This window comes from Pseudomonas chlororaphis subsp. chlororaphis (assembly GCF_003945765.1).
Lineage (GTDB): Bacteria > Pseudomonadota > Gammaproteobacteria > Pseudomonadales > Pseudomonadaceae > Aquipseudomonas > Aquipseudomonas chlororaphis.
The window spans coordinates 4229564-4250923 of record NZ_CP027712.1; the positions used below are offsets into that span (position 1 = coordinate 4229564).

Consider the following 21360-nt stretch of genomic DNA (forward strand, 5'->3'; position numbering starts at 1 on the left):
AGAGAGCCCACGCCATGCACGTCAAACCACTGTTTCTGGCCATGATCACTTGCTGCAGCGTGCCCACGACTTTCGCCGCCGAGAAAGACGCCGACGTTGCCCAGAAGGCAATCCTCAATTTCGCCACTGCCCAACAACTGCTCAAGGCCGCACAGGAAACCGCCTCGGCCAAGGGCTGGCCCTGCGCCGTGGCGATCGTCGACGACGGCGGCTGGCCGATCCTCAGCGCGCGCATGGACGGTGCGCCGGTGGTGGCCGGTATCGAACTGGCCCAGGGCAAGGCGCGGACCTCGGCGCTGTTCAAGCGCCCTTCCGGCGACCTGGAAAACGCCATCAACGGCGGGCGCCAGGCGGCCATCACCTCGGGCCTGCTGATGATGAAAGGCGCGCAGCCGATCCGCGTCGACGGCCAGGTGATCGGCGCCATCGGCATCAGCGCCGACACCCCGGCCCACGACGATGAAATCGCCCAGGCCGCCCTCGCCGCGCTGGGTCAACGGGTGCAGCCATGAGGCCGGCCAGCCCGCGCCTGACCCTGCTCACCGCTTCCGGGGTGTGCTCGCTGATCGTGCTCGACACCAACATAGTCGCGGTGACCCTGCCGAGCATCGCCCGCGATCTGGGGGCCAACTTCGCCGATATCGAATGGGTGGTCAGCGCCTACATGCTGGCCTTCGCCGCGCTGCTGCTGCCGGCCGGCAGCCTGGCCGACCGCTTCGGGCGCAAGCGCACCCTGCTCTGCGGCCTTGGGCTGTTCATCCTCGCCTCCCTCGGCTGTGGCGCCGCGCCCAACGTGCTGTTGCTCGACATCGCCCGGGCGATCAAAGGGGTCGGCGCGGCGCTGCTGCTGACCTCGGCCCTGGCCACCATCGGCCACACCTTCCATGACGAGGTCGAACGGGCCAAGGCCTGGGCGTTCTGGGGGGCCTGCATGGGCGTGGCGATGACCGCCGCGCCCACCGTCGGCGGCCTGATCACCGAGTTCATCGGCTGGCGCTGGATCTTCTACCTCAACCTACCGGTGGGCGGGCTGCTGGTGCTGATGGTGTTGCGCGCGATACCCGAGTCCCGCGACACCCAGGCCGCCCGCCTCGATCCCTGGGGCAGCTTGGCCTTCAGCGCCAGCCTGCTGTGCCTGATCTGGGGCCTGATCGAAGCCAATCGCATCGGCTGGAGCCACCCGCTGACCTACGCCCGACTATTGGGCGGCGTGGCGTTGCTCGGGCTGTTCGTGCTGATCGAGCGGGTGCAGCGCCGGCCCATGGTCGACCTGCAGCTGTTCCGCCATCCGCGCTTCATCGGTGCCCTGCTGGGGATGTTCGCCTACGCCGGCTGCGCCCAGGTGATGATGACCCTGCTGCCCTTCTACCTGCAGAACGGCCTGGGCTTCTCGGCGATCGCCTCGGGGCTGGGCATGCTGCCATTTGCCCTGACCATGTTGATCTGTCCGCGCATCGGCGTGCGCCTGGCGACGCGTTATGCCCCGGCGACCCTGATGGCCGCCGGCCTGACCCTGGTCGGTTGCGGCAACCTGCTCGCCGCCTGGGCCGTGCAGGCTGGCGGCTACCTGAGCTTTGCCCTGGCCATCGCGGTGACCGGTGCCGGCGCCGGCCTGCTCAACGGCGACACACAGAAAAACATCATGGCCTGCGTGCCCCGCGACCGCGCCGGCATGGCCTCGGGCCTGAGCACCACCATGCGCTTCAGCGCCATCATGCTGGCCATCGGCGTGTTCGGCGCCCTGCTCGGCAGCCACACCCAGCAACGCCTGCACGCCAGCCTGGGTGAAAGCGCCACGCAATGGCTCGACCAGGCCCAGGCCATCGCCTCCCGGGTGGTGGCCGGCGATATGCCCGCAGCCCTGGCATTGCTGCCCGACTCGGCGAAAGAGCTGGTCGAACCGCTGGCTCGCCAGGCCTTTATCGACGGTTTCGGCGTGGTGCTTTGGGTGGCCGGCCTGCTGGCGCTGCTGGCGGCAGTGACAGTGGGCACGCTGATGCGCAATCCCATCCCGCAGCCGCGGCCTTTGACGCTGAGCGTGGAGTGAAATCAGGCGAGGGTCCGTCCTACGGCCACTGAAATCGTTCGGTGGCCATGACCAAGGCCCATAACCATCGCCCGCCTGCAGATGCATCGCCTCAGTCGCGGGCGCGCGCCCAAACCTCAAGTACGCCCCTGGCTGGCGCTGCTGCTCGACCAGTTGAACAGCGCCAGGCGCACGCGCCAGTACCGACAGGAAATGGTCAGGTAATAGCCGATGCAAGAGCGCCAGCAAGGGGACGCTCTTGCCCGCTCTCAAGGGAAAGGACGGGGCGCCAGAGCAAACGCATCCGTCCGTCGGCTGGTAATGCTCGATTCGCGCAGCGGATCGCAAAAAACATCCAGGACACCCAGCAAAAAAATACGCCGCTGCTAGGATTTCCGACGGACCTCACCCTAATAAAGGAGCAACACATGAGAGTCGTCCCCCTTGCCTTGGCTTGCGCCCTCACCCTCGGACTCGCCGGTTGCAATTCCATCGCCGGCAAGACCAATACCCTGAGCGATGAACAGATCAAATCCCAGACCAGCGGCGCCCTGGGTTATGCGCCCTCGGACGTCAGCATCGTCAGCCGTCGCACCGAAGGCACCAACACCTACGTGGCCTTGAAAACCAACGACAACAAGGAGTTCAACTGCATCATCAACGGCGGCAACCTGCTCACCCTGGGCATGACCAACCCGCCTTCCTGCGCCAGGAAAGGCGAAGCCATCCGTTCCGCTCCTTTCGGCGGCTGAAACGCTGATCCGGGGGCAGTCGTCGGCCGGCTCACGGCCGGACTGCCCTCACCCCATCACACCCCATCGATATGCCGGTACTGTGCATCCAGCTGCTGCGCCAGCTCGCGAGCGCGGCCGAGGCGGATCGGCCCGCGTTCGATATCGATCAACAGAGTCGGACAACCCAGGCGCTCCAAGGGCGGCAAGGTCTTGAGCCGGCCATCGGTGAGCAGCAGTACCCGTTGCTGCTCGGCTGGGTAACGCTTGTGCCGCGAGACCAGCCACCGTCCCGCCTCGGCCAAGGCCGCCAGCAACGGCGTGCCGCCGCCCGCGCCCAGCCCCTCGAGCCCGTCGCGCAAATCCTTCGAAGCCTTCAGGCCCTGCACCTGCCAGTTCGGCGCGCGGCCGCTGGCGGTCAGCAGGGCCAGGCGCGCGCGCTGCCGGTAGGCATCATCGAACAGCTGGGCCAGCAGGCCCTTGGCATCGCTCAGTGCCTGATGGCGGCGGGTCGAGGCCGATGCATCGACGATCACCAGCCACAGCTCATGGGGCGAACGGCTGCGCAGGTGCCACAACAGATCGTCACGCTGGTGGGGCCGACCGTTGAGCAAGGTGCCGGGCCAGTTGATCGAGCCGTGGACGGCCGCGCGCGCGCGGCCTTGCCTGCCCTTGTCCAACCGCCCGGCGCGGGACTTGGCATTCGCCCCCGCGTCGGACCGGGGGCGAATGCCTAGGGCTTTTTTGGCCAGCTCGGCACTTCACGCCGGGCGCCGGTGGCCAGCGCCTGGGCCGGCAGCTCGCCCCATTGGCCCTGGCCTTCGGCGGGGCTGGATTGGGCCGGGGATGGCGCGAGAGATGGCTGCGGCGGATGCGCCGCGCTCGGCGGGTGGTCACGACGGCGATGGCGCAGGGCGAATTCGGCCACCGCGTCTATGTCCTGCTCCTCGATAGCCCGGGCACCACGCCAGGCCGCGTGGGCGCGGGCGGCGCGCAGCCACACCAGATCCGCGCGCAGGCCGTCGACGCCGGCGGCGAAACAGCGCTCGGTGATCCGCTCCAGCGCTCGATCGTCCAGGGCGATCTCCGCCAGCAACAGCCGCGCCTGCTGACAGCGCTGGCGCAGCGCCGCCTGCTCGGCGGCCCATTGCTGGCAGAAGTTCTGGGGATCGCTGTCGAAATCCAGCCGCCGGCGAATGATCTGCCCCCGCTCAGTGGGCGGCGTCTGCCCGCTCAGGGCGACATTCAGGCCAAAGCGGTCCAGCAGTTGCGGACGCAGCTCGCCCTCTTCTGGGTTCATGGTGCCGATCAGCACGAACCTGGCCGAATGCCGGTGGGAAATACCGTCGCGCTCGATCAGGTTGGTGCCGCTGGCGGCCACGTCCAGCAGCAGGTCCACCAGGTGGTCCGGCAGCAGGTTCACCTCGTCGACGTAGAGCACCCCGCCATCGGCCTTGGCCAGCACGCCCGGGGAAAACTGCGCCCGGCCTTCGCCCAGCGCCGCGTCCAGATCCAGGGTGCCAACCAGGCGCTCTTCGGTCGCGCCCAGCGGCAAGGTGACGAACTGCCCGCTGGCCAGCAGGTCCGCCAGGCCGCGGGCCAGTGTCGACTTGGCCATGCCCCGAGGGCCTTCGATCAACACCCCGCCGATTTTCGGGTCGATGGCCGTCAGGCACAGCGCCAGTTTCAGGTCATCGGCGCCGACCACGGCGGACAGCGGGAAATGTGGGGTATCGCTCATGTCGGTTCTCGGTAAAGGGATGCACGAACATCAATCGGTGTAGCCGCTGCCGCAGGCTGCGATTGACGACGCAGTCGGCATAAAACAGACGACGCATTGCTATCTGACAGGCCGCGTCGCCTGCCCCAGCGGTCCCTGCGGGCCCGATCGCAGCCTGCGGCAGCGGCTACAGGGGCATCAGCCATCTTCTTCGATATCCAGCAGCAGGTTTTCCAGGGCCTCGCGGTACTCGCCGGGCGCCTGCCACATCCCGCGCTGCTGGGCTTCGAGCAGGCGTTCGGTCATGTCGCGCAACGCATGGGGGTTGTGCTGCCGGATGAATTCGCGGGTCGCCGGGTCCAGCAGATAGGCGTCGGCCAGCAGGGCGTACTGGTGATCGTCGATGAGCTGGGTGGTGGCGTCGAAGGCGAACAGATTATCCACGGTGGCGGCCATTTCAAAGGCGCCCTTGTAGCCGTGGCGCTTCACCCCTTCGATCCACTTCGGGTTGGCTGCGCGGGAGCGGATCACCCGGTTCAGCTCTTCCTTGAGGCTGCGGATCTTCGGCAGGTCCGGCTGGCTGTGGTCGCCGTGGTAGCTGGCGGCCTTTTCGCCGCTGAGGCTTTCCACCGCCGCGAGCATGCCGCCCTGGAACTGGTAGTAGTCGTTGGAATCCAGCAGGTCGTGCTCGCGGTTGTCCTGGTTCTGCAGCACCGCCTGCACCTGGCTCAGGCGCTGGGCGAACTGGCCACGGGCCGCGGTGCCTTCGTCGGCGCCACCATAGGCGTAGCCGCCCCAGTTCAGGTAGACCTCGGCCAGGTCCTCGCGGCTCTGCCACAGGCGAGCGTCGATAGCGCCCTGCACGCCCGCACCATAGGCCCCGGGCTTGGCGCCGAAGATCCGCCAGCCGGCCTGGCGCTGCGCGGCCTCAGCATCAAGACCGGACTGCAGCAGCGCTTCACGCTCGGCGCGGACCTTGGCCGCCAGCGGGTTGAGGTCGTCCGGCTCGTCCAGCGCGGCCACCGCCTGCACCGCGGCGTCAAACAGGCGGATCAGGTTGGCGAAGGCATCGCGGAAGAACCCGGACACCCGCAGGGTCACGTCCACCCGCGGGCGGTCCAGCAGGCTCAGCGGCAGGATCTCGAAGTCGTCGACCCGCTGGCTGCCGGTGGCCCACACCGGGCGCACACCCATCAGTGCCATGGCCTGGGCGATATCGTCGCCGCCGGTGCGCATGGTCGCCGTGCCCCACACCGACAGGCCTAGTTGGCGCAGGTGGTCGCCATGGTCCTGCAGGTGCCGTTCGAGGATCAGGTTGGCCGACTGGAAACCGATGCGCCAGGCGGTGGTGGTCGGCAGGTTGCGCACGTCCACCGAGTAGAAATTGCGCCCGGTGGGCAGCACGTCCAGGCGTCCACGACTCGGTGCGCCGCTGGGCCCGGCCGGCACGAAACGCCCGCCCAGGGCATCCAGCAAACCACGCATTTCCGCCGGGCCGCAGGCATCCAGGCGCGGCGCCACTACCTCGCGCAGGCTGTCGATGATCGCCTTGACCTCGCTCCAGCCGGGCTCGTTCAGTTGCTCGACCTCACCGGCCAAGGCCGCTTCTATCAAGCGCCCGGCAAACAGCTCCAGGCGCTCGCGGGTATCGCCGGCAGTGCGCCACAGTTGCTCACTGAGGTCCTGCAAGGCCTGTGGCCGGCGCCCGCTCCAGGGCTCGGCCAGGGCGCAATCCAGCGGATCGAAACCCAGCTCGAAGGCCTTGGCCAGGGCCCGCAACAGGCTCGACTGCGCGCCCCGGCCATCGCCACGGGGAATGCGCAGCAAGGCCAGCAAGGTGTCGATACGCAGGCGGCCCACGGGCGATTCGCCGAACACATGCAGGCCGTCGCGGATCTGCGACTCCTTCAGGTCGCACAGGTAGGTGTCCAGGCGCGGTAGCCACAGCGCCGCGTCGGCCTCGCCGTCGAGCTGTCCGTCCAGTTGCAGTTCGCGGTCGATCCGGGTCACCCGCACCAGCTTGAGAATGTCCTTCTGCAACTCGCGGGCGCGGCGCGGATCGAGCAACTGGGCTTCGTAGTACTCGTCGGCCAGCAGTTCCAGGTCGCGCAGCGGGCCATAGGTTTCGGCGCGGGTCAGCGGCGGCATCAGGTGGTCGATGATCACCGCCTGGGTCCGGCGCTTGGCCTGAGCGCCCTCGCCCGGGTCGTTGACGATGAACGGATAGATATTCGGCAGCGGCCCCAGCAGCACGTCCGGCCAGCAGCTTTCGGACAGGCCGACGCCCTTGCCCGGCAGCCACTCCAGGTTGCCGTGCTTGCCGACGTGGATCAGCCCGTGGGCGCCGTAGGTCTGGCGCAGCCAGAAGTAGAACGCCAGGTACCCGTGGGGCGGCACCAGGTCCGGGTCGTGATAGACCGCGCTCGGATCGACCTGATAACCGCGCGCCGGCTGGATGCCGACAAAGGTCAGGCCAAAACGCAGGCCGGCGATCATCAGCCGCCCGCCGCGGAACATCGGGTCGTTTTGCGGCCCGCCCCAACGTTCCGTCACCGCCAGGCGGTTGGCTTCGGGCAACGCGTCGAACATGGCCTGGTACTCCTCCAGCGCCAGGCTTTGCTGGCACGGGCGCAGGTCGAGGCTGTCCAGGTCGTTGCTGACGCCACCGAGCAGTTGCTGGATCAGTGCTGTCCCGCTGTCCGGCAACTCGGCCGGCAACGGGTAGCCCTCGGCGTGCAGCGCGCACAAGATATTCAGCGCCGCCGCCGGCGTATCCAGGCCCACGCCATTGCCGATGCGGCCGTCGCGGGTCGGGTAGTTGGCGAGGATCAGGGCGATGCGTTTTTCAGCATTGGGCAGCCGGGCCAGATCGACCCAGCGCCGCGCCAGTTCGGCGACAAAATCCATGCGCTCGGGGGCCGGGCGGTAGCAGACCACGTCCGACTGGCTGCGCTCGCTGCGCCAGGCCAGGTCCTTGAAGCTGATGGGCCGGCTGATGATGCGCCCGTCCAGTTCCGGCAAGGCGATGTGCATCGCCAGGTCCCGCGGGCCCAGGCCCTGCTCGCTGGCGCGCCAGCCGGGTTCGTTGTCCTGGGCGCAGATGGCCTGGATCACCGGAACATCGCGGCGGAACGGCCGCAGGTGCGGCGCTTCCGGGCTGGACTGGGCAAAGCCGGTGGTGTTGAGAATCACCCCGGCCTCGACTTCATCCAGCAGCTCCTCGACCACCGCCAGGCAACCGGGCTCTTTCAGGCTGGCCAGGGCAATCGGCAGCGGGTTCAGGCCCGCCGCCAACAAGCGCCGGCAGAACTCATCGATAAAGGCCGTGTTGGCCGCCTGCAAATGCGAGCGGTAGAACAGCAGCGCCGCCACCGGCTGGCCGGCCCGCCAGTCGGCTTGCCAGTCGCTGAGGGCGGCGCGGCTTTTGTGCGGGTGGTAGATCGCTGTGCGCGGCAGGGTCTGCGGCTCGGACCAATGGTAATCGCGCCCCAGCCAGGCACTGGCCAGGCAGCGGTACAGGTTCAGCGCATTGCCCATGCCGCCCTGGCGCAGGAAGTGCCAGAGGCGCTCGCGGTCGGCGGCGGGCACCGTGCTCAGGTCGCTCAGCTCCGGGTCCGGACGATCGTCGCCCGGCACCAGGATCAACTGCACGCCGCGCTGCGCCAGCTGCACCAGTTGCTCGATGCCATAACGCCAATAAGCGATGCCACCGTGCAGGGAAATCAGGATCACCTTGGCGTGGCGCAGCACCTGGTCGACATACAGGTCGACCGAGGCATGGTTCTGCACCTGCATCGGGTTGGCCAGGCGAAAGCTCGGGTAGTCCTCTGGCAGTTGCTGCGCCGCTTCGGCCAGCAGCGCCAGGCTGGAGTCGCCGCTGCACAGGATCACCAGTTCGGCGGGGGTCTGTCCAAGGTCGGCAATGTTGTCATCCGACACGAAACCGCCGGGCTGGGTCCTGAGCAGGTGCATGACTTACACGCTAAGCGCGGCGCGCAATTGCGCTTCGAGCAGGGTCGCGTCCAGTTCCTGGCCGATCAGCACCAGGCGCGTGGCACGGGCTTCATCGGCGCCCCACTGGCGGTCGAAGTGCTTGTCGAAGCGGGTGCCCACGCCTTGGATCAACAGGCGCATCGGCTTGTTGGGGATCGCTGCGAAGCCCTTGACCCGCAGGATGCCGTGCTGCACCACCAGTTGGGTCAGGGCGTCCAGCAGCAGGCTTTCGTCGGCCTGGGGCAGCTCGATGGAGATGGAATCGAAGGCGTCGTGGTCATGATCATCATGATCGTCGCCATCGTGGTGATGGTCATGATGGCTGTGGCGGCCGTCGATATGTTCTTCCGAGCCGTTGCCCAGGCCCAGCAGCACGTCCAGCGGCAGGCGACCGCTGCTGGCTTCGATGACTTTCACCGCCGGCGGCAGCTCCTCGGCCACTTCCAGGCGCACCTTGGCCAGGTCTGCCGGGCTGATCAGGTCGGCCTTGTTGAGGATCACCAGGTCGGCGCTGGACAGCTGGTCGGCGAACAGCTCATGCAGCGGCGACTCATGGTCGAGGTTGGGGTCGAGCTTGCGCTGGGCGTCGACCTGGTCCGGGAAGGCGGCGAAGGTGCCGGCGGCCACGGCTGGGCTGTCGACCACCGTGATCACCGCGTCGACGGTGCAGGCGCTGCGGATTTCCGGCCACTGGAATGCCTGGACCAAAGGTTTGGGCAGGGCCAGGCCAGAGGTTTCGATGAGGATATGGTCGAGGTCGCCGCGACGGGCCACCAGCTCGCGCATCACCGGGAAAAACTCTTCCTGCACGGTGCAGCACAGGCAGCCGTTGGCCAGTTCAAAGACACGACCGCTGGCTTCTTCCTCGGTGCAACCGATGGAACACTGCTTGAGGATCTCGCCGTCGATGCCCAGCTCGCCGAACTCGTTGACGATCACCGCGATGCGCCGACCCTGGGCGTTGTCCAGCATGTGCCGCAGCAAGGTGGTTTTGCCCGAGCCGAGGAAGCCGGTAACGATGGTGACGGGAAGTTTGGCCAGTGTTTTCATCGGATGCCCTTTGGCAAGGTGGCGGGCATACGGGACGAGAACCGCGCAGGCAACTGCACGGAAGGGTTCGCCACCGGATCACCCCGCCCGGTTGTAGTGAGAATCAGGTCCGAGGCAGGTCTCCTGGCTGACGGCGTGCCGGTCGTTAGACTGGCCAACGATGCGCCTTCCCGCCGCCTGGCAGTGGCCTTGCATCGTTCATCACCGTTTACAGTTGCGGGGGCAGCCGCGGCTTGGACCGCGTTCCCTTCTTAGCTTCGACAGACGCCGAAGAACCTCGAGAGCGCAAGGCTACGCAGAGCTTGGGGGGCGGTCAATGTCCATGCAGCGCAAGGACAGGCCAATTGCGATCGAAAACGAGAACCCTTGCCAATTGACGCCCCTCCCTCGCCCATGCTCTCCTACACACCTTGTTACGGGTGCCCTTCACAGGGTGAAACGGGAAACCGGTGCGTCACAGGCCAAAAGCCTTGATCAGTCCGGTGCTGCCCCCGCAACGGTAAGCGAGCGAAGAATCAGATCCACTGTGCCAGCAGTCCGGCATGGGAAGGCGATTCTTGCAGGCGTGGCGCAAGCCCCGCCCCTCGCGAGCCCGGAGACCGGCCCGCTGCACAGTCATAACAAACCCGCGGTGGGCGGGCGCTGTTAATTCCCCGCGAGCCCGTCTCGCGGGGTTTTGCTGCGCTCGATTCACCCGCTGACACACCAGAGGGAAGCGCCATGTCGATCATCAGCAGCACCAGCCACTCCAGCAGCAGTACCGCCACCCTGAGCCAACGCCTGGTCGCCGCCATCGGCGCCTCGATTCTCGGTGCGTGCCTTGTGTATTTCGCCGGCTTCTCCCATATCGAAGCGGTGCACAACGCCGCCCACGATACCCGCCACAGCGCCGCCTTCCCTTGCCACTGAGACCTGCCGACATGATCAAGCGTATCGCGCAAACCGCGGGGTTCACCGGGTTGCTGGCGGCCCTGTTGCTGACCCTGCTGCAAAGCTTCTGGGTCGCGCCGCTGATCCTGGAGGCGGAAACCTACGAGAAGGCCCCGGCCGCCCAGCATGAAGAAGCGCATGAGCATGCCGCCGGCACCGCCGCCCACAGCCACGACGCCGAAGCCTGGGAACCGGAAGACGGCTGGCAGCGCGTGCTGTCCACCACCGGCGGCAACCTGGTAGTCGCCGTGGGTTTCGCCCTGATGCTCGCCGGCCTCTACACCCTGCGCGCGCCGAACCGTACTTCCCAGGGCTTGCTCTGGGGCCTGGCCGGTTATGCGACTTTCTGCCTGGCGCCGACCCTCGGCCTGCCGCCCGAACTGCCGGGCACCGCCGCCGCGGACCTGGCGCAACGGCAGATCTGGTGGGTCAGTACCGCCGCTTCCACCGCGGCCGGCATTGCCCTGATCGTCTTCGCCCGTAACTGGCTGCTGAAAGCGCTGGGCGTGGCCATCCTCGCCGTGCCGCACCTCATCGGCGCGCCACAGCCGCAAGTGCATTCGATGCTCGCTCCGGAGGAGCTGGAGGCGCAGTTCAAGATCGCTTCGCAGCTGACCAACGCCGCGTTCTGGCTGGCCCTGGGCCTGATCAGCGCCTGGCTGTTCCGCCGCAAGAGCGACGATCAGTACTCGGCATGACGCAGGCCAGCACAGCGCCGACCCTGGTGGTCGGCCTGGGCTGCCAGCGGGGCTGCCCGGTGGAGACCTTGCGCGCCCTGCTCGACCAGACCCTGAGCACCCACCGCATCGACCCCGGGCAGATCAAGGCCCTGGCCAGCATCGACCTGAAACGCGAGGAACCCGGGCTGCTGGCCCTGGCCGCGCAACTGGACTTGCCCCTGACCTGTTTCAGCAGTACCCAGCTGACGCCTTATGTGCTGCAACTCAGCCATCGTTCGCAGATCGCCTACGAGCGCACCGGCTGCTACGGCGTCGCCGAAAGTGCCGCCCTGGCCCTGGCCGAACACCTGGCCCGAGGCCCGGTAAGGCTGCTGGTCCCGCGGCAGAAATACGCCCAGGCGACCCTCGCCTTGGCCTGCTCCGGGTAAATCTTCGATAATCCCCGCCGCTGATCATGAGCAATCTTCATCTGTGAGGTTGCCTCGCCCTTTTTTCACAGGAGAACGCCATGACCGTCTTTTTTATCGGCGCAGGTCCCGGCGACCCGGAACTGATCACCGTCAAGGGCCAGCGGCTGATCCACAGCTGCCCGGTCATCATCTATGCCGGTTCCCTGGTGCCCGAAGCCGTGCTCCAGGGCCATCGCGCCGAACAGCTGGTCAACAGCGCCGAGCTGCACCTGGAACAGATCATCGAGCTGATCAAGGACGCCCATGCCAAAGGCCAGGACGTGGCCCGGGTACATTCCGGCGACCCCAGCCTGTACGGCGCCATCGGCGAGCAGATTCGCTGCCTGCGCGAGCTGGGCATCCCCTTCGAGATCATCCCCGGCGTGACGGCCACCGCGGCCTGCGCGGCCTTGCTGGGGGCCGAACTGACTCTGCCGGACGTCGCCCAGAGCGTGATCCTGACCCGTTATGCCGACAAGACCTCGATGCCCGCCGGCGAGGCATTCGCCAGTCTGGCCGCCCACGGCACCACCATGGCGATTCACCTGGGGGTCAACCATCTGGAAAAGATTGTCACCGAGCTGCTGCCCCACTACGGCGCCGACTGCCCGATTGCCGTGGTGCACCGGGCGACCTGGCCGGACCAGGACTGGGTGCTGGGCACCCTGGCGGACATCGCCGAAAAGGTCCAGGCCAAGGGTTTTCGGCGCACGGCGCTGATCCTGGTGGGCCGGGTGCTGGCCACGGACAGTTTCAGTGAGTCGTCGTTGTATCGCGCGGGGCATGCGCATCTGTATCGGCCTTGAGGGTGTATCGCGAGCAAGCTCGCTCCTACAGTTGATCGTGTCCCCCCAGTAGGAGCGAGCTTGCTCGCGATCCAGGCGCCGCAAGACACCTGGAATAATGGGCATAAAAAAACGGCGCTCACGGGGCGCCGTTTTTCATGTTCGCAGCGAACGCCTTACTTAGTAGTAGGCGTTTTCTTTCTGCGTGTGGTCGGTGACGTCACGTACACCCTTGAGCTCGGGAATGCGCTCGAGCAGGGTGCGCTCGATGCCTTCCTTCAGGGTCACGTCGGCCTGGCCGCAGCCTTGGCAACCACCGCCGAACTGCAGCACGGCGATGCCGTCCTCGACCACATCGATCAGGCTGACCTGGCCGCCGTGGCTGGCCAGCCCCGGGTTGATCTCGGTTTGCAGGTAGTAGTTGATGCGCTCGTTGACCGGGCTGTCGGCGTTGACCATCGGCACCTTGGCGTTGGGTGCCTTGATGGTCAGCTGGCCGCCCATGCGGTCGGTGGCGTAGTCGACCACCGCGTCATCGAGGAAACCTTCGCTGAAGGCGTCGATGTAGGCGGTGAAGCTCTTCAGCCCCAGGGCTTTGTCTTCGGGCTTTTCTTCACCCGGCTTGCAATAGGCGATGCAGGTCTCGGCGTACTGAGTCCCTGGCTGGGTGATAAAGATGCGGATGCCAATGCCCGGGGTGTTCTGCTTGGAGAGCAGATCAGCCAGATAATCGTGGGCGGCGTCGGTAATGGTAATAGCGGTCATGGAAATTCCTCGCAGGCGTGGGCGCAGTTTACGCCAATCGGCGTGCCGGACAAAGTCCTAGTATTTTTGTCAGGATAGACCTTGGTCGATAGGCCCGCGCTGCGTGGTCGACGCAACGCCTGGGATTTTTTACAAGGCTTTTCCGGGATGGGCCGGGCCGCAACCTGAGGGCTGCGGCCCGGAATTTCAAGGGCCTGGCGCCTTCAGAGGTTCTCGTAGCGGTTCATGTCCAGTACGCCCGCCTCTTTCGGATCGGTCTCGAGGATGTACTGGGTCTGGTCATGGAAGTACTGCCAGAACTGCGGATGGCTGCGACGGATCCCCCAGCGCTCGACGATTTTCTCGAAACGGTGGGCGTCCTTGGCGTTTTCCATCTCGGCCACGAACTCCGGCACCTGCCTGGCGGGAATGTTGAACATGAAGTTCGGGTAGCTGCTGAGCACGCCCGGATAGATGGTCAGGGTGTCCAGGCCCGGCTGGTAGCGCAGCGACTCGCCCAGCAGGAACGCCACATTACTGTGGGCGCGGTTGCGCAGCATGCTGTAGAACACCCGCTTGCCGCTCGGCGCCTGGATGCGCAGCATGGTGGCCTCCGGCAACAGGTCGATGACCCGCATGCCGGCCGCCGGCCGCGAAACCAGGCCGCTGAGGGCCTGTTCGGCGTTCTGCAGCGCCGGGTCGATATTCGGCCGCGAGCAGTAGGCACCGTCACAACGGTTGATCGGATCGGGCCGCGCATTGAGGTCGCCGTAACGGTTCAGCAACTGGTTGGCGAAGTCGCGTTTCGGGTCCTTTTCGTCCAGCACCAGGGCGCTGGCCTTGTCGTCGTCGATGGACTCGTAGTCCAGCCACATCTTGAACTTGCCGCTGTTCTGGTACCAATCGTCGAGGAAATCCTCGCGGGTGCCGGCGGGCATCAAACGCAGGAAGTTCTGCTCGGCACCGTTGCGGATCAGGTCGAAGTACAGCCGGGTCTGCGCCTGGTGCGAGACATTGCCGAACACATCGAAGTTGACCGCCAACTGGTAATAGGTGCGCTCCAGCAGCGGGTAGTCGAACAGCCACATGGTCTGCGGCACTTCGCCGATCAGGCCCTTGGTCACCGAGGCGCTGTCGAAGTGACGGAAGATGCTCAGCAACGCGTTGTCGTTGCCCGCCCACAGGGTCGGCCAGCTCGGCGGCGGCGCATCGGCGTAGGAATCGCGACGCAGGACCTCGTATTCGTTGCGCTTGTCGCGGTAGGCCAGCCACAGGCTCAGCACGCTGCCGACGTCGTCGTTCTGCCCGGGCATGGCCAGCAGCGGCGTGGCCTGGCCGCGGTAGGCCGGGTCGGTGATATAGAGATCGTGCTCCGGGGCCTGGAACAACGCCCAGAAGTTGTCGCGGATCACGTCGGTGGCGATCTGCCCACGACACACCGGGCCGCGGATAAAGGTGCGCACGAAGTACTCGGCATTATCCAGCATGAACTGGTAGCGGGCCTTGGCCGGAATCGCCTCGAAGGTCTCGAACGGGTTGGCGCGGCGGCCCGGGCCATAACCCGGCAGCGCGGTGACCTGATAGTCGCCGCTGTAGAACAGGGTCTTGATCCGCGCCATCTTCGCCGCGCTCAGCGGGTAGGTGATGTGGGTCTTGTGCACGATCGCCCCCTGCACCGGCCACAGGCGGTAATACACCTGGGTGCCCGGGTCGTCGTTGGGCCGGCGGGTGTTGATCAGGTCGATCGGCTGGCCGCTCGGCGTGCGCGAACGTACCCACTGGAAGAAATGCCCCGGCTCGCCGCCCTCGAAGTAGATATGGGCGAGGAACCAGTGCTCGAACAGCCAGCGGGCCACCAGGCTTTCCCGGGCGCCCGGGGCATTGAGCAGGTTTTCCCACTGCAGCACCTGCATCGCTTCCCTGGCGCTCGGCGCCAGGCCCTGCTCGTCGATCGGCGCACCGGAAGCCAGCCAGCGTTGCAGGGTCTGGTATTGCTGATCGGTCAGGCCGGTCACCGCCAGCGGCATGCCTTCGCGCGGATGGGCCCGGGCATAACCGTCGAATTCGGCCGGTTGCGCGCACATGTTCTCGCGGTTCAGGCCCAGGACGATGTTGTCCGGCAGCTTGGCGTTGGGTTGCAACGGCGTCTTGTGGCCCAGTTCCAGCATGCGCGCCATCAGCGCCGCCTGGCTGCCCTGGGCGTCGAGCACCGAGTAGAAGCCCATGCCCTGCCAGGCGTGCTTGCCGGAAGCGTCGTAGAACAAGCGGGTCGGCGTCTGCGCCTTGCTGCGCTCGCCGTCGTACACCGGGATCTTCGAGGCGCCGCGGGCCGCGCCCTCGCCGCTGCCCAGGTTGAGCTGGCACGCCGAGTCATAGCAGGCGTGGCAGGCCACGCACTTCTCGGTGAAGATCGGCTGGATATCGCGGGTGTAGGAGATCGCTGGCGCGGGACCCTGGGCGCTGGCGAGCGAACTTAAAAGCAGCAGCACACTGCCGATGACAACGCGGTAAGACATATCCCTGGTCCAATCCATAAGAAAATCCGGCGATTCTACCGGGCCAGCACGGCCACCAACATGAGCGATATTCATGCAAAAGCGCCGCATGCTCTAAAAGCGCACAGGTTTGCTATGATCCTCGCCCTTCGTAATGGCCCTTCCAGGTAGTCTTTCATGTCCGATCGCAGCACGCGCCTCCAAGCCCTTCAGCAAGCCCTCAAAGAGCGCATCCTGATTCTCGACGGCGGCATGGGCACCATGATCCAGAGCTACAAGCTCGAGGAGCAGGACTACCGTGGCAAACGCTTCGCCGACTGGCCGAGCGACGTCAAGGGCAACAACGACCTGCTGGTGCTGACCCGTCCGGACGTGATCGGCGGCATCGAGAAAGCCTACCTGGATGCCGGCGCCGACATCCTCGAGACCAACACCTTCAACGCCACGCAGATTTCCATGGCCGACTACGGCATGGAAGCGCTGGTCTACGAGCTCAACGTCGAAGGCGCGCGCCTGGCGCGCAAGGTGGCCGACGCCAAGACCCTGGAGACCCCGGACAAGCCACGCTTCGTCGCCGGCGTACTGGGCCCGACCAGCCGCACCTGCTCGCTGTCGCCGGACGTCAACAACCCCGGCTACCGCAACGTCACCTTCGACGAACTGGTGGAGAACTACACCGAGGCCACCAAGGGCCTGATCGAGGGCGGCGCCGACCTGATCCTGATCGAGACCATCTTCGACACCCTCAACGCCAAGGCGGCGATCTTCGCCGTGCAGGGCGTGTTCGAAGAGCTGGGCCTCGAACTGCCGATCATGATCTCCGGCACCATCACCGACGCCTCGGGCCGCACCCTGTCCGGGCAGACCACCGAAGCCTTCTGGAACTCCGTGGCCCACGCCAGGCCGATTTCCGTCGGCCTCAACTGCGCCCTCGGCGCCAGCGAACTGCGCCCTTACCTGGAAGAGCTGTCGAACAAGGCCAGTACCCATGTCTCCGCGCACCCCAACGCCGGCCTGCCCAACGAATTCGGCGAGTACGACGAACTGCCGGCGCAAACCGCCAAGGTCATCGAAGAGTTCGCCCAGAGCGGCTTCCTGAACATCGTCGGCGGCTGCTGCGGCACCACGCCGGGACATATCGAGGCCATCGCCAAGGCCGTCGCCGGCTATGCCCCGCGGCAGATCCCGGACATTCCCAAGGCCTGCCGCCTGTCGGGCCTGGAGCCGTTCACCATCGATCGCCAGTCGTTGTTCGTCAACGTTGGCGAGCGGACCAACATCACCGGTTCCGCCAAGTTCGCCCGCCTGATCCGTGAAGAGAACTACACCGAAGCCCTGGAAGTCGCCCTGCAGCAGGTCGAAGCCGGCGCCCAGGTGATCGACATCAACATGGACGAAGGCATGCTGGACTCGAAGAAGGCCATGGTGACCTTCCTCAACCTGATCGCCGGCGAGCCGGATATCTCGCGCGTGCCGATCATGATCGACTCCTCCAAGTGGGAAGTGATCGAAGCCGGCCTCAAGTGCATCCAGGGCAAGGGCATCGTCAACTCCATCAGCATGAAGGAAGGCGTCGAGCAGTTCATTCATCACGCCAAGCTGTGCAAGCGCTACGGCGCCGCCGTGGTGGTGATGGCCTTCGACGAAGCCGGCCAGGCCGACACCGAGGCGCGCAAGAAGGAAATCTGCAAGCGTTCCTACGACATCCTGGTCAACGACGTCGGCTTCCCGCCGGAAGACATCATCTTCGACCCGAACATCTTCGCCGTGGCCACCGGTATCGAGGAGCACAACAACTACGCGGTGGACTTCATCAACGCCTGCGCCTACATCCGCGACGAGCTGCCCTATGCGTTGAGCTCCGGCGGGGTGTCCAACGTGTCGTTCTCCTTCCGCGGCAACAACCCGGTGCGCGAGGCGATCCACTCGGTGTTCCTGCTGTATGCGATCCGCAACGGCCTGACCATGGGTATCGTCAACGCCGGCCAGCTGGAGATCTACGACCAGATCCCGCAGGAGCTGCGCGACGCCGTCGAGGACGTGATCCTCAACCGCACCCCGGAAGGCACCGATGCCCTCCTCGCCATCGCCGACAAGTACAAGGGCGACGGCAGCGTCAAGGAAGCCGAGACCGAAGAATGGCGCAACTGGGACGTCAACAAGCGCCTGGAGCACGCCCTGGTCAAGGGCATCACCACCCATATCGTCGAAGACACCGAAGAGTCGCGGCTGTCCTTCGCCCGCCCGATCGAAGTGATCGAAGGCCCGCTGATGGCTGGCATGAACATCGTCGGCGACCTGTTCGGCGCCGGCAAAATGTTCCTGCCCCAGGTGGTCAAGTCCGCCCGGGTGATGAAGCAGGCCGTGGCCCACCTGATCCCGTTCATCGAGCTGGAAAAAGGCGACAAGCCGCAAGCCAAGGGCAAGATCCTCATGGCCACGGTCAAGGGCGACGTGCACGACATCGGCAAGAACATCGTCGGCGTGGTCCTGGGCTGTAACGGCTACGACATCGTCGACCTCGGTGTGATGGTGCCGGCGGAGAAAATCCTGCAGGTGGCCAAGGAACAGAAGTGCGACATCATCGGCCTGTCCGGCCTGATCACTCCGTCGCTCGACGAGATGGTCCACGTCGCTCGGGAAATGCAGCGCCAGGACTTCCACCTGCCGCTGATGATCGGTGGCGCCACCACTTCCAAGGCGCACACGGCGGTGAAAATCGAGCCCAAGTACAGCAATGACGCGGTGGTCTACGTCACCGACGCCTCGCGCGCCGTGGGCGTGGCCACCCAGCTGCTGTCCAAGGAACTCAAGGCCGGTTTCGTCCAGCGCACCCGCGAAGAGTACGTGGAAGTCCGTGAGCGCACCGCCAACCGCAGCGCCCGCACCGAGCGCCTGAGCTACCCGGCGGCCGTGGCCAAGAAGCCACAGTTCGACTGGAGCAGCTACCAGCCGACCGTGCCAACCTTCACCGGCGCCAAGGTGCTGGACAATATCGACCTGCGGGTCCTGGCCGAATACATCGACTGGACGCCGTTCTTCATCTCCTGGGACCTGGCCGGCAAGTTCCCGCGCATCCTCGAGGACGAAGTGGTGGGTGAAGCCGCCACCGCGTTGTACAAGGACGCCCGGGAAATGCTCGACAAGCTGATCGACGAGAAGCTGATCAGCGCCCGCGCGGTGTTCGGCTTCTGGCCGGCCAACCAGGTGCAGGACGACGACCTGGAAGTCTATGGCGACGACGGCAAGGCCTTGGCCAGGCTGCACCACCTGCGCCAGCAGATCATCAAGACCGACGGCAAGCCGAACTTCTCCCTGGCCGACTTCGTCGCCCCCAAGGACAGCGGCGTGACCGACTACGTCGGTGGTTTCATCACCACCGCCGGCATCGGCGCCGAAGAAGTGGCCAAGGCCTATCAGGACAAGGGCGACGACTACAACTCGATCATGGTCAAGGCCCTGGCCGACCGCCTGGCCGAGGCCTGCGCCGAGTGGCTGCACCAACAAGTGCGTAAAAACTACTGGGGCTATGCCAAGGACGAAGAGCTGGACAACGAGGCGCTGATCAAGGAGCAGTACAGCGGTATCCGCCCTGCCCCGGGTTATCCGGCTTGCCCGGACCACACCGAGAAGAGCACCCTGTTCGCCCTGCTCGACCCCGAGGCATCCGAAGGCAAGGCCGGGCGCAGCGGCGTGTTCCTCACCGAACACTTCGCCATGTTCCCGGCGGCGGCGGTCAGCGGCTGGTACTTCGCCCATCCGCAGGCGCAGTACTTCGCCGTGGGTAAGATCGACAAGGACCAGGTCAGCAGCTACAGCGCGCGCAAAGGCCAGGACCTGGCCGTGACCGAGCGCTGGCTGGCACCGAACCTGGGCTACGACAACTAAAAGCCCAGCTCGCTTCACTTGCGGGAGCCGCCAGTCGGCGCTCCCGCAAGCTGGAACAAGCGGTATTGTCTATGCTTTCCCCACACCCACTTGTGTCGAGGGATTTATGGACGACCCCACCAACGACAAGCCGCCGACCTTCTGGCAGATGCTGCAAAGCGTCGCCGCTGCTGCCTTTGGCGTGCAGAGCGGCAAAAACCGCAAGCGCGACTTCACCCACGGCAAACCCAGCCATTTCGTGATCCTGGGCATTCTGTTCACGGCGGTGTTCGCCTTGACCCTGTTCGGTATCGTCAAGTTGGTGCTGCATTTGACGGGGCTTTGAACGCCTGTCAGCGCAGCAACAGATCCAGCGAGAAGGGATAACGGTAGCCGGCCGGCTTGCCCTCGGCCGACAGCCCGCGAAAGTCCACGCCGTATTGCTGTGTCCCCTGCAACTCCAGCAGACGCTGCGCCTGGACCTTGTCCAGGAACTGGAACACACCCAGTTGCCAGTCCGGGCCGCCATGGGTCGCAGGCTTCAGCCCCCGGGCATCGTCGTTGAGGACCACCATTGCCCAGCCCCCAGGGTGAAGTGCCCGGCGATCAGCGCCGTCAGGCGTCCGTCGATCAATGCCTGCAAGGCCTGCGGCGAGCTGTTCAGAGCGCTGAACAGCACATCCTTGCCCGGTCGCCGCCCTTGCTGCTCCAGCGCCTCCATCGCTCCCAGGGCCATCTCGTCGTTGGCCGACCAGATCAACTGCGTCTGCGGATAGCGCTTGAGCAACTGCTGGGCCTGCTCAAAGGCGCGCTGGCGATTCCACTCGCCATACACCAGCTGCCGCAGGCGCACCTCGGGATGCTCCACCAATGCCCGCCGCAAGCCTTGTTCGCGTGATTGCGCCACCGGAGTGTTCTTCACGCCCGAGAACGCCAGCAGGTCGATGTACTGCCCGGGAGCGAGCGGGCCATGACGGCGAATCAGCTCCTTGAGCATCAGGTAGCCGGCTTCTTCGTCGTTGGCGATCATGCTGCCGATCCAGTCGGGATAACGGCTCTGGTGCTCGTCCAGCAAGCGTTGCTGATCGGCGGTCAGCGCGTTGTTGACGACGAACAGCTTCACCCCGCTGCCCTGGGACAGGCGCAGGATCTCCGGCGCAACATATTGCTCGTTGACCACCACCAGGTAATCCGGCCGGTCCGGGCCCTGCAGGGCTTCCCGGGCCTGGCGGATGGTGGTTTGCGAATCGCGCTGCGAATAACGCACGCGCAAATCCAGGCCGAGGTCATTGGCCGCGGCCTGCATGAATTGGGAATACCCGACCCAGAAGGTTTCAGTGGAGTGGCCCGGATTCAAAAACACTACCGAGGTGGCATGGGCCATGGCCCAGAACGTTGGACTCAGTACAAGCAGCACCAGCAGCAGACACTTACCAAACGCCTTGAACATTGCGATCAGAGTCCCGGAATATTGCCCGCAGTATAACTGGCAAAATACTGGCCTATGTCGGCAAATCGTCATTTCCCACAGACAATTCGGACTCTGCTCATCGCTTGACCGCAACTATTGATGACTGACCCAGAACACCGCCGTTCCCACGACCAGAATGATCAGAAAGAGAATGGCCCAAGCATCGACAGCGCTGTCGCTTTTCCTTGCCTTGGTTGGATTGCTCATAGCATCGCCTCTTGTCGGTTTTATCGGTGACTGCACAAAGACTCGAGCACAGTTAAGTCGAGGATTGCCCTCACCACAAATGTGGGTTTGAGCCGGTCGGATACCGTTAGTCGTTTTGGTTCTTTGCATATACTCAAACATCACTTTTGCGCATAACTGCAAACTGGTATCTTCGCCCGGCTCCGTTGGGAGTGCGCGGCCGTGCGCGCAGA

Annotated in this window: 15 protein-coding genes, 1 pseudogene and 2 riboswitches; of the genes and pseudogenes, 9 read left to right on the forward strand and 7 right to left on the reverse strand. The window is 65.5% G+C overall.

Annotation, left to right across the window (positions count from 1 at the left end):
- Positions 1–14: 14 nt before the first annotated feature.
- The 3 genes from C4K27_RS19065 to C4K27_RS19080 all read left to right on the forward strand — a co-directional run bounded on the left by C4K27_RS19065 (position 15) and on the right by C4K27_RS19080 (position 2778).
- Complete coding sequence (locus C4K27_RS19065) at positions 15–512, forward strand: GlcG/HbpS family heme-binding protein (RefSeq protein ID WP_007930475.1); 498 nt, start codon at positions 15–17, stop codon at positions 510–512.
- The gene (locus C4K27_RS19070; protein WP_053261736.1) at positions 509–2047 is read left to right on the forward strand and encodes an MFS transporter; all 1539 of its coding nucleotides are present in this window, start codon (positions 509–511) and stop codon (positions 2045–2047) included. The genes C4K27_RS19065 and C4K27_RS19070 overlap by 4 nt, the downstream gene beginning before the upstream one ends.
- A 407-nt stretch (positions 2048–2454) precedes the next feature.
- A complete protein-coding gene (locus C4K27_RS19080) occupies positions 2455–2778 on the forward strand; it encodes a hypothetical protein (RefSeq protein WP_009044456.1) in 324 nt (107 codons plus the stop codon).
- 56 nt (positions 2779–2834) lie between these two features.
- Here the strand turns inward: C4K27_RS19080 and C4K27_RS19085 are convergent, their stop codons facing one another.
- The 4 genes from C4K27_RS19085 to cobW all read right to left on the reverse strand — a co-directional run bounded on the left by C4K27_RS19085 (position 2835) and on the right by cobW (position 9520).
- Complete coding sequence (locus C4K27_RS19085) at positions 2835–3437, reverse strand: vWA domain-containing protein (RefSeq protein ID WP_173613352.1); 603 nt, start codon at positions 3435–3437, stop codon at positions 2835–2837.
- A 53-nt stretch (positions 3438–3490) separates the two neighbouring features.
- Positions 3491–4498, reverse strand: a complete 1008-nt coding sequence (locus C4K27_RS19090) for a magnesium chelatase ATPase subunit I (protein WP_053261737.1) — start codon at positions 4496–4498, stop codon at positions 3491–3493.
- 177 nt (positions 4499–4675) lie between these two features.
- Positions 4676–8449, reverse strand: coding sequence for a cobaltochelatase subunit CobN (gene cobN, locus C4K27_RS19095; RefSeq protein WP_053261738.1), 3774 nt, complete (start codon positions 8447–8449; stop codon positions 4676–4678).
- 3 nt (positions 8450–8452) lie between these two features.
- Entirely contained in the window at positions 8453–9520 is a 1068-nt protein-coding gene (cobW, locus tag C4K27_RS19100) for a cobalamin biosynthesis protein CobW (protein WP_053261739.1), read from the reverse strand.
- 96 nt (positions 9521–9616) lie between these two features.
- A riboswitch (cobalamin riboswitch) is annotated at positions 9617–9815 on the reverse strand.
- 105 nt (positions 9816–9920) lie between these two features.
- Positions 9921–10142: riboswitch (cobalamin riboswitch) on the forward strand.
- A gap of 98 nt (positions 10143–10240) precedes the next feature.
- Here cobW and C4K27_RS19105 point away from each other — a divergent pair.
- The 4 genes from C4K27_RS19105 (at position 10241) to cobM (ending at position 12385) form a co-directional block, all read left to right on the forward strand.
- Positions 10241–10429, forward strand: a complete 189-nt coding sequence (locus C4K27_RS19105) for a CbtB domain-containing protein (protein WP_007921866.1) — start codon at positions 10241–10243, stop codon at positions 10427–10429.
- Between the two features lie 11 nt (positions 10430–10440).
- A complete protein-coding gene (locus C4K27_RS19110; protein ID WP_053261740.1) occupies positions 10441–11148 on the forward strand; it encodes a CbtA family protein in 708 nt (235 codons plus the stop codon).
- Positions 11145–11558, forward strand: coding sequence for a cobalamin biosynthesis protein (locus C4K27_RS19115; RefSeq protein ID WP_053261741.1), 414 nt, complete (start codon positions 11145–11147; stop codon positions 11556–11558). The genes C4K27_RS19110 and C4K27_RS19115 overlap by 4 nt, the downstream gene beginning before the upstream one ends.
- An 80-nt stretch (positions 11559–11638) precedes the next feature.
- Positions 11639–12385: a precorrin-4 C(11)-methyltransferase gene (gene cobM / locus C4K27_RS19120; RefSeq protein ID WP_053261742.1), complete on the forward strand. Its 747-nt coding sequence runs from the start codon at positions 11639–11641 to the stop codon at positions 12383–12385.
- A 159-nt stretch (positions 12386–12544) separates the two neighbouring features.
- On the opposite strand, the gene nfuA is transcribed toward cobM, so the two are convergent.
- Positions 12545–13129: a Fe-S biogenesis protein NfuA gene (gene nfuA / locus C4K27_RS19125; RefSeq protein WP_007921862.1), complete on the reverse strand. Its 585-nt coding sequence runs from the start codon at positions 13127–13129 to the stop codon at positions 12545–12547.
- 203 nt (positions 13130–13332) lie between these two features.
- Positions 13333–15624, reverse strand: a complete 2292-nt coding sequence (locus C4K27_RS19130; protein ID WP_053261743.1) for a fatty acid cis/trans isomerase — start codon at positions 15622–15624, stop codon at positions 13333–13335.
- A gap of 156 nt (positions 15625–15780) precedes the next feature.
- On the opposite strand from C4K27_RS19130, the gene metH reads away from it, so the two are divergent.
- Entirely contained in the window at positions 15781–19491 is a 3711-nt protein-coding gene (metH, locus tag C4K27_RS19135; protein ID WP_053261744.1) for a methionine synthase, read from the forward strand.
- Positions 19492–19597: 106 nt separating this feature from the next.
- Positions 19598–19816, forward strand: a complete 219-nt coding sequence (locus C4K27_RS19140) for a DUF2970 domain-containing protein (protein ID WP_053261745.1) — start codon at positions 19598–19600, stop codon at positions 19814–19816.
- A 7-nt stretch (positions 19817–19823) separates the two neighbouring features.
- Here C4K27_RS19140 and C4K27_RS19145 read toward each other — a convergent pair.
- Positions 19824–20920, reverse strand: a pseudogene (locus C4K27_RS19145) (ABC transporter substrate-binding protein).
- Positions 20921–21360: the final 440 nt, after the last annotated feature.

What these genes read in the sequence shown, in the direction of transcription:
- C4K27_RS19065 (WP_007930475.1), top strand. Translation starts at nt 15, where the DNA reads ATGCACGTCAAACCACTGTTTCTGGCCATGATCACTTGCTGCAGCGTG.
- C4K27_RS19070 (WP_053261736.1), top strand. Translation starts at nt 509, where the DNA reads ATGAGGCCGGCCAGCCCGCGCCTGACCCTGCTCACCGCTTCCGGGGTG.
- C4K27_RS19080 (WP_009044456.1), top strand. Translation starts at nt 2,455, where the DNA reads ATGAGAGTCGTCCCCCTTGCCTTGGCTTGCGCCCTCACCCTCGGACTC.
- C4K27_RS19090 (WP_053261737.1), bottom strand. Translation starts at nt 4,498, where the DNA reads ATGAGCGATACCCCACATTTCCCGCTGTCCGCCGTGGTCGGCGCCGAT.
- cobN (WP_053261738.1), bottom strand. Translation starts at nt 8,449, where the DNA reads ATGCACCTGCTCAGGACCCAGCCCGGCGGTTTCGTGTCGGATGACAAC.
- cobW (WP_053261739.1), bottom strand. Translation starts at nt 9,520, where the DNA reads ATGAAAACACTGGCCAAACTTCCCGTCACCATCGTTACCGGCTTCCTC.
- C4K27_RS19105 (WP_007921866.1), top strand. Translation starts at nt 10,241, where the DNA reads ATGTCGATCATCAGCAGCACCAGCCACTCCAGCAGCAGTACCGCCACC.
- C4K27_RS19110 (WP_053261740.1), top strand. Translation starts at nt 10,441, where the DNA reads ATGATCAAGCGTATCGCGCAAACCGCGGGGTTCACCGGGTTGCTGGCG.
- C4K27_RS19115 (WP_053261741.1), top strand. Translation starts at nt 11,145, where the DNA reads ATGACGCAGGCCAGCACAGCGCCGACCCTGGTGGTCGGCCTGGGCTGC.
- cobM (WP_053261742.1), top strand. Translation starts at nt 11,639, where the DNA reads ATGACCGTCTTTTTTATCGGCGCAGGTCCCGGCGACCCGGAACTGATC.
- nfuA (WP_007921862.1), bottom strand. Translation starts at nt 13,129, where the DNA reads ATGACCGCTATTACCATTACCGACGCCGCCCACGATTATCTGGCTGAT.
- C4K27_RS19130 (WP_053261743.1), bottom strand. Translation starts at nt 15,624, where the DNA reads ATGTCTTACCGCGTTGTCATCGGCAGTGTGCTGCTGCTTTTAAGTTCG.
- metH (WP_053261744.1), top strand. Translation starts at nt 15,781, where the DNA reads ATGTCCGATCGCAGCACGCGCCTCCAAGCCCTTCAGCAAGCCCTCAAA.
- C4K27_RS19140 (WP_053261745.1), top strand. Translation starts at nt 19,598, where the DNA reads ATGGACGACCCCACCAACGACAAGCCGCCGACCTTCTGGCAGATGCTG.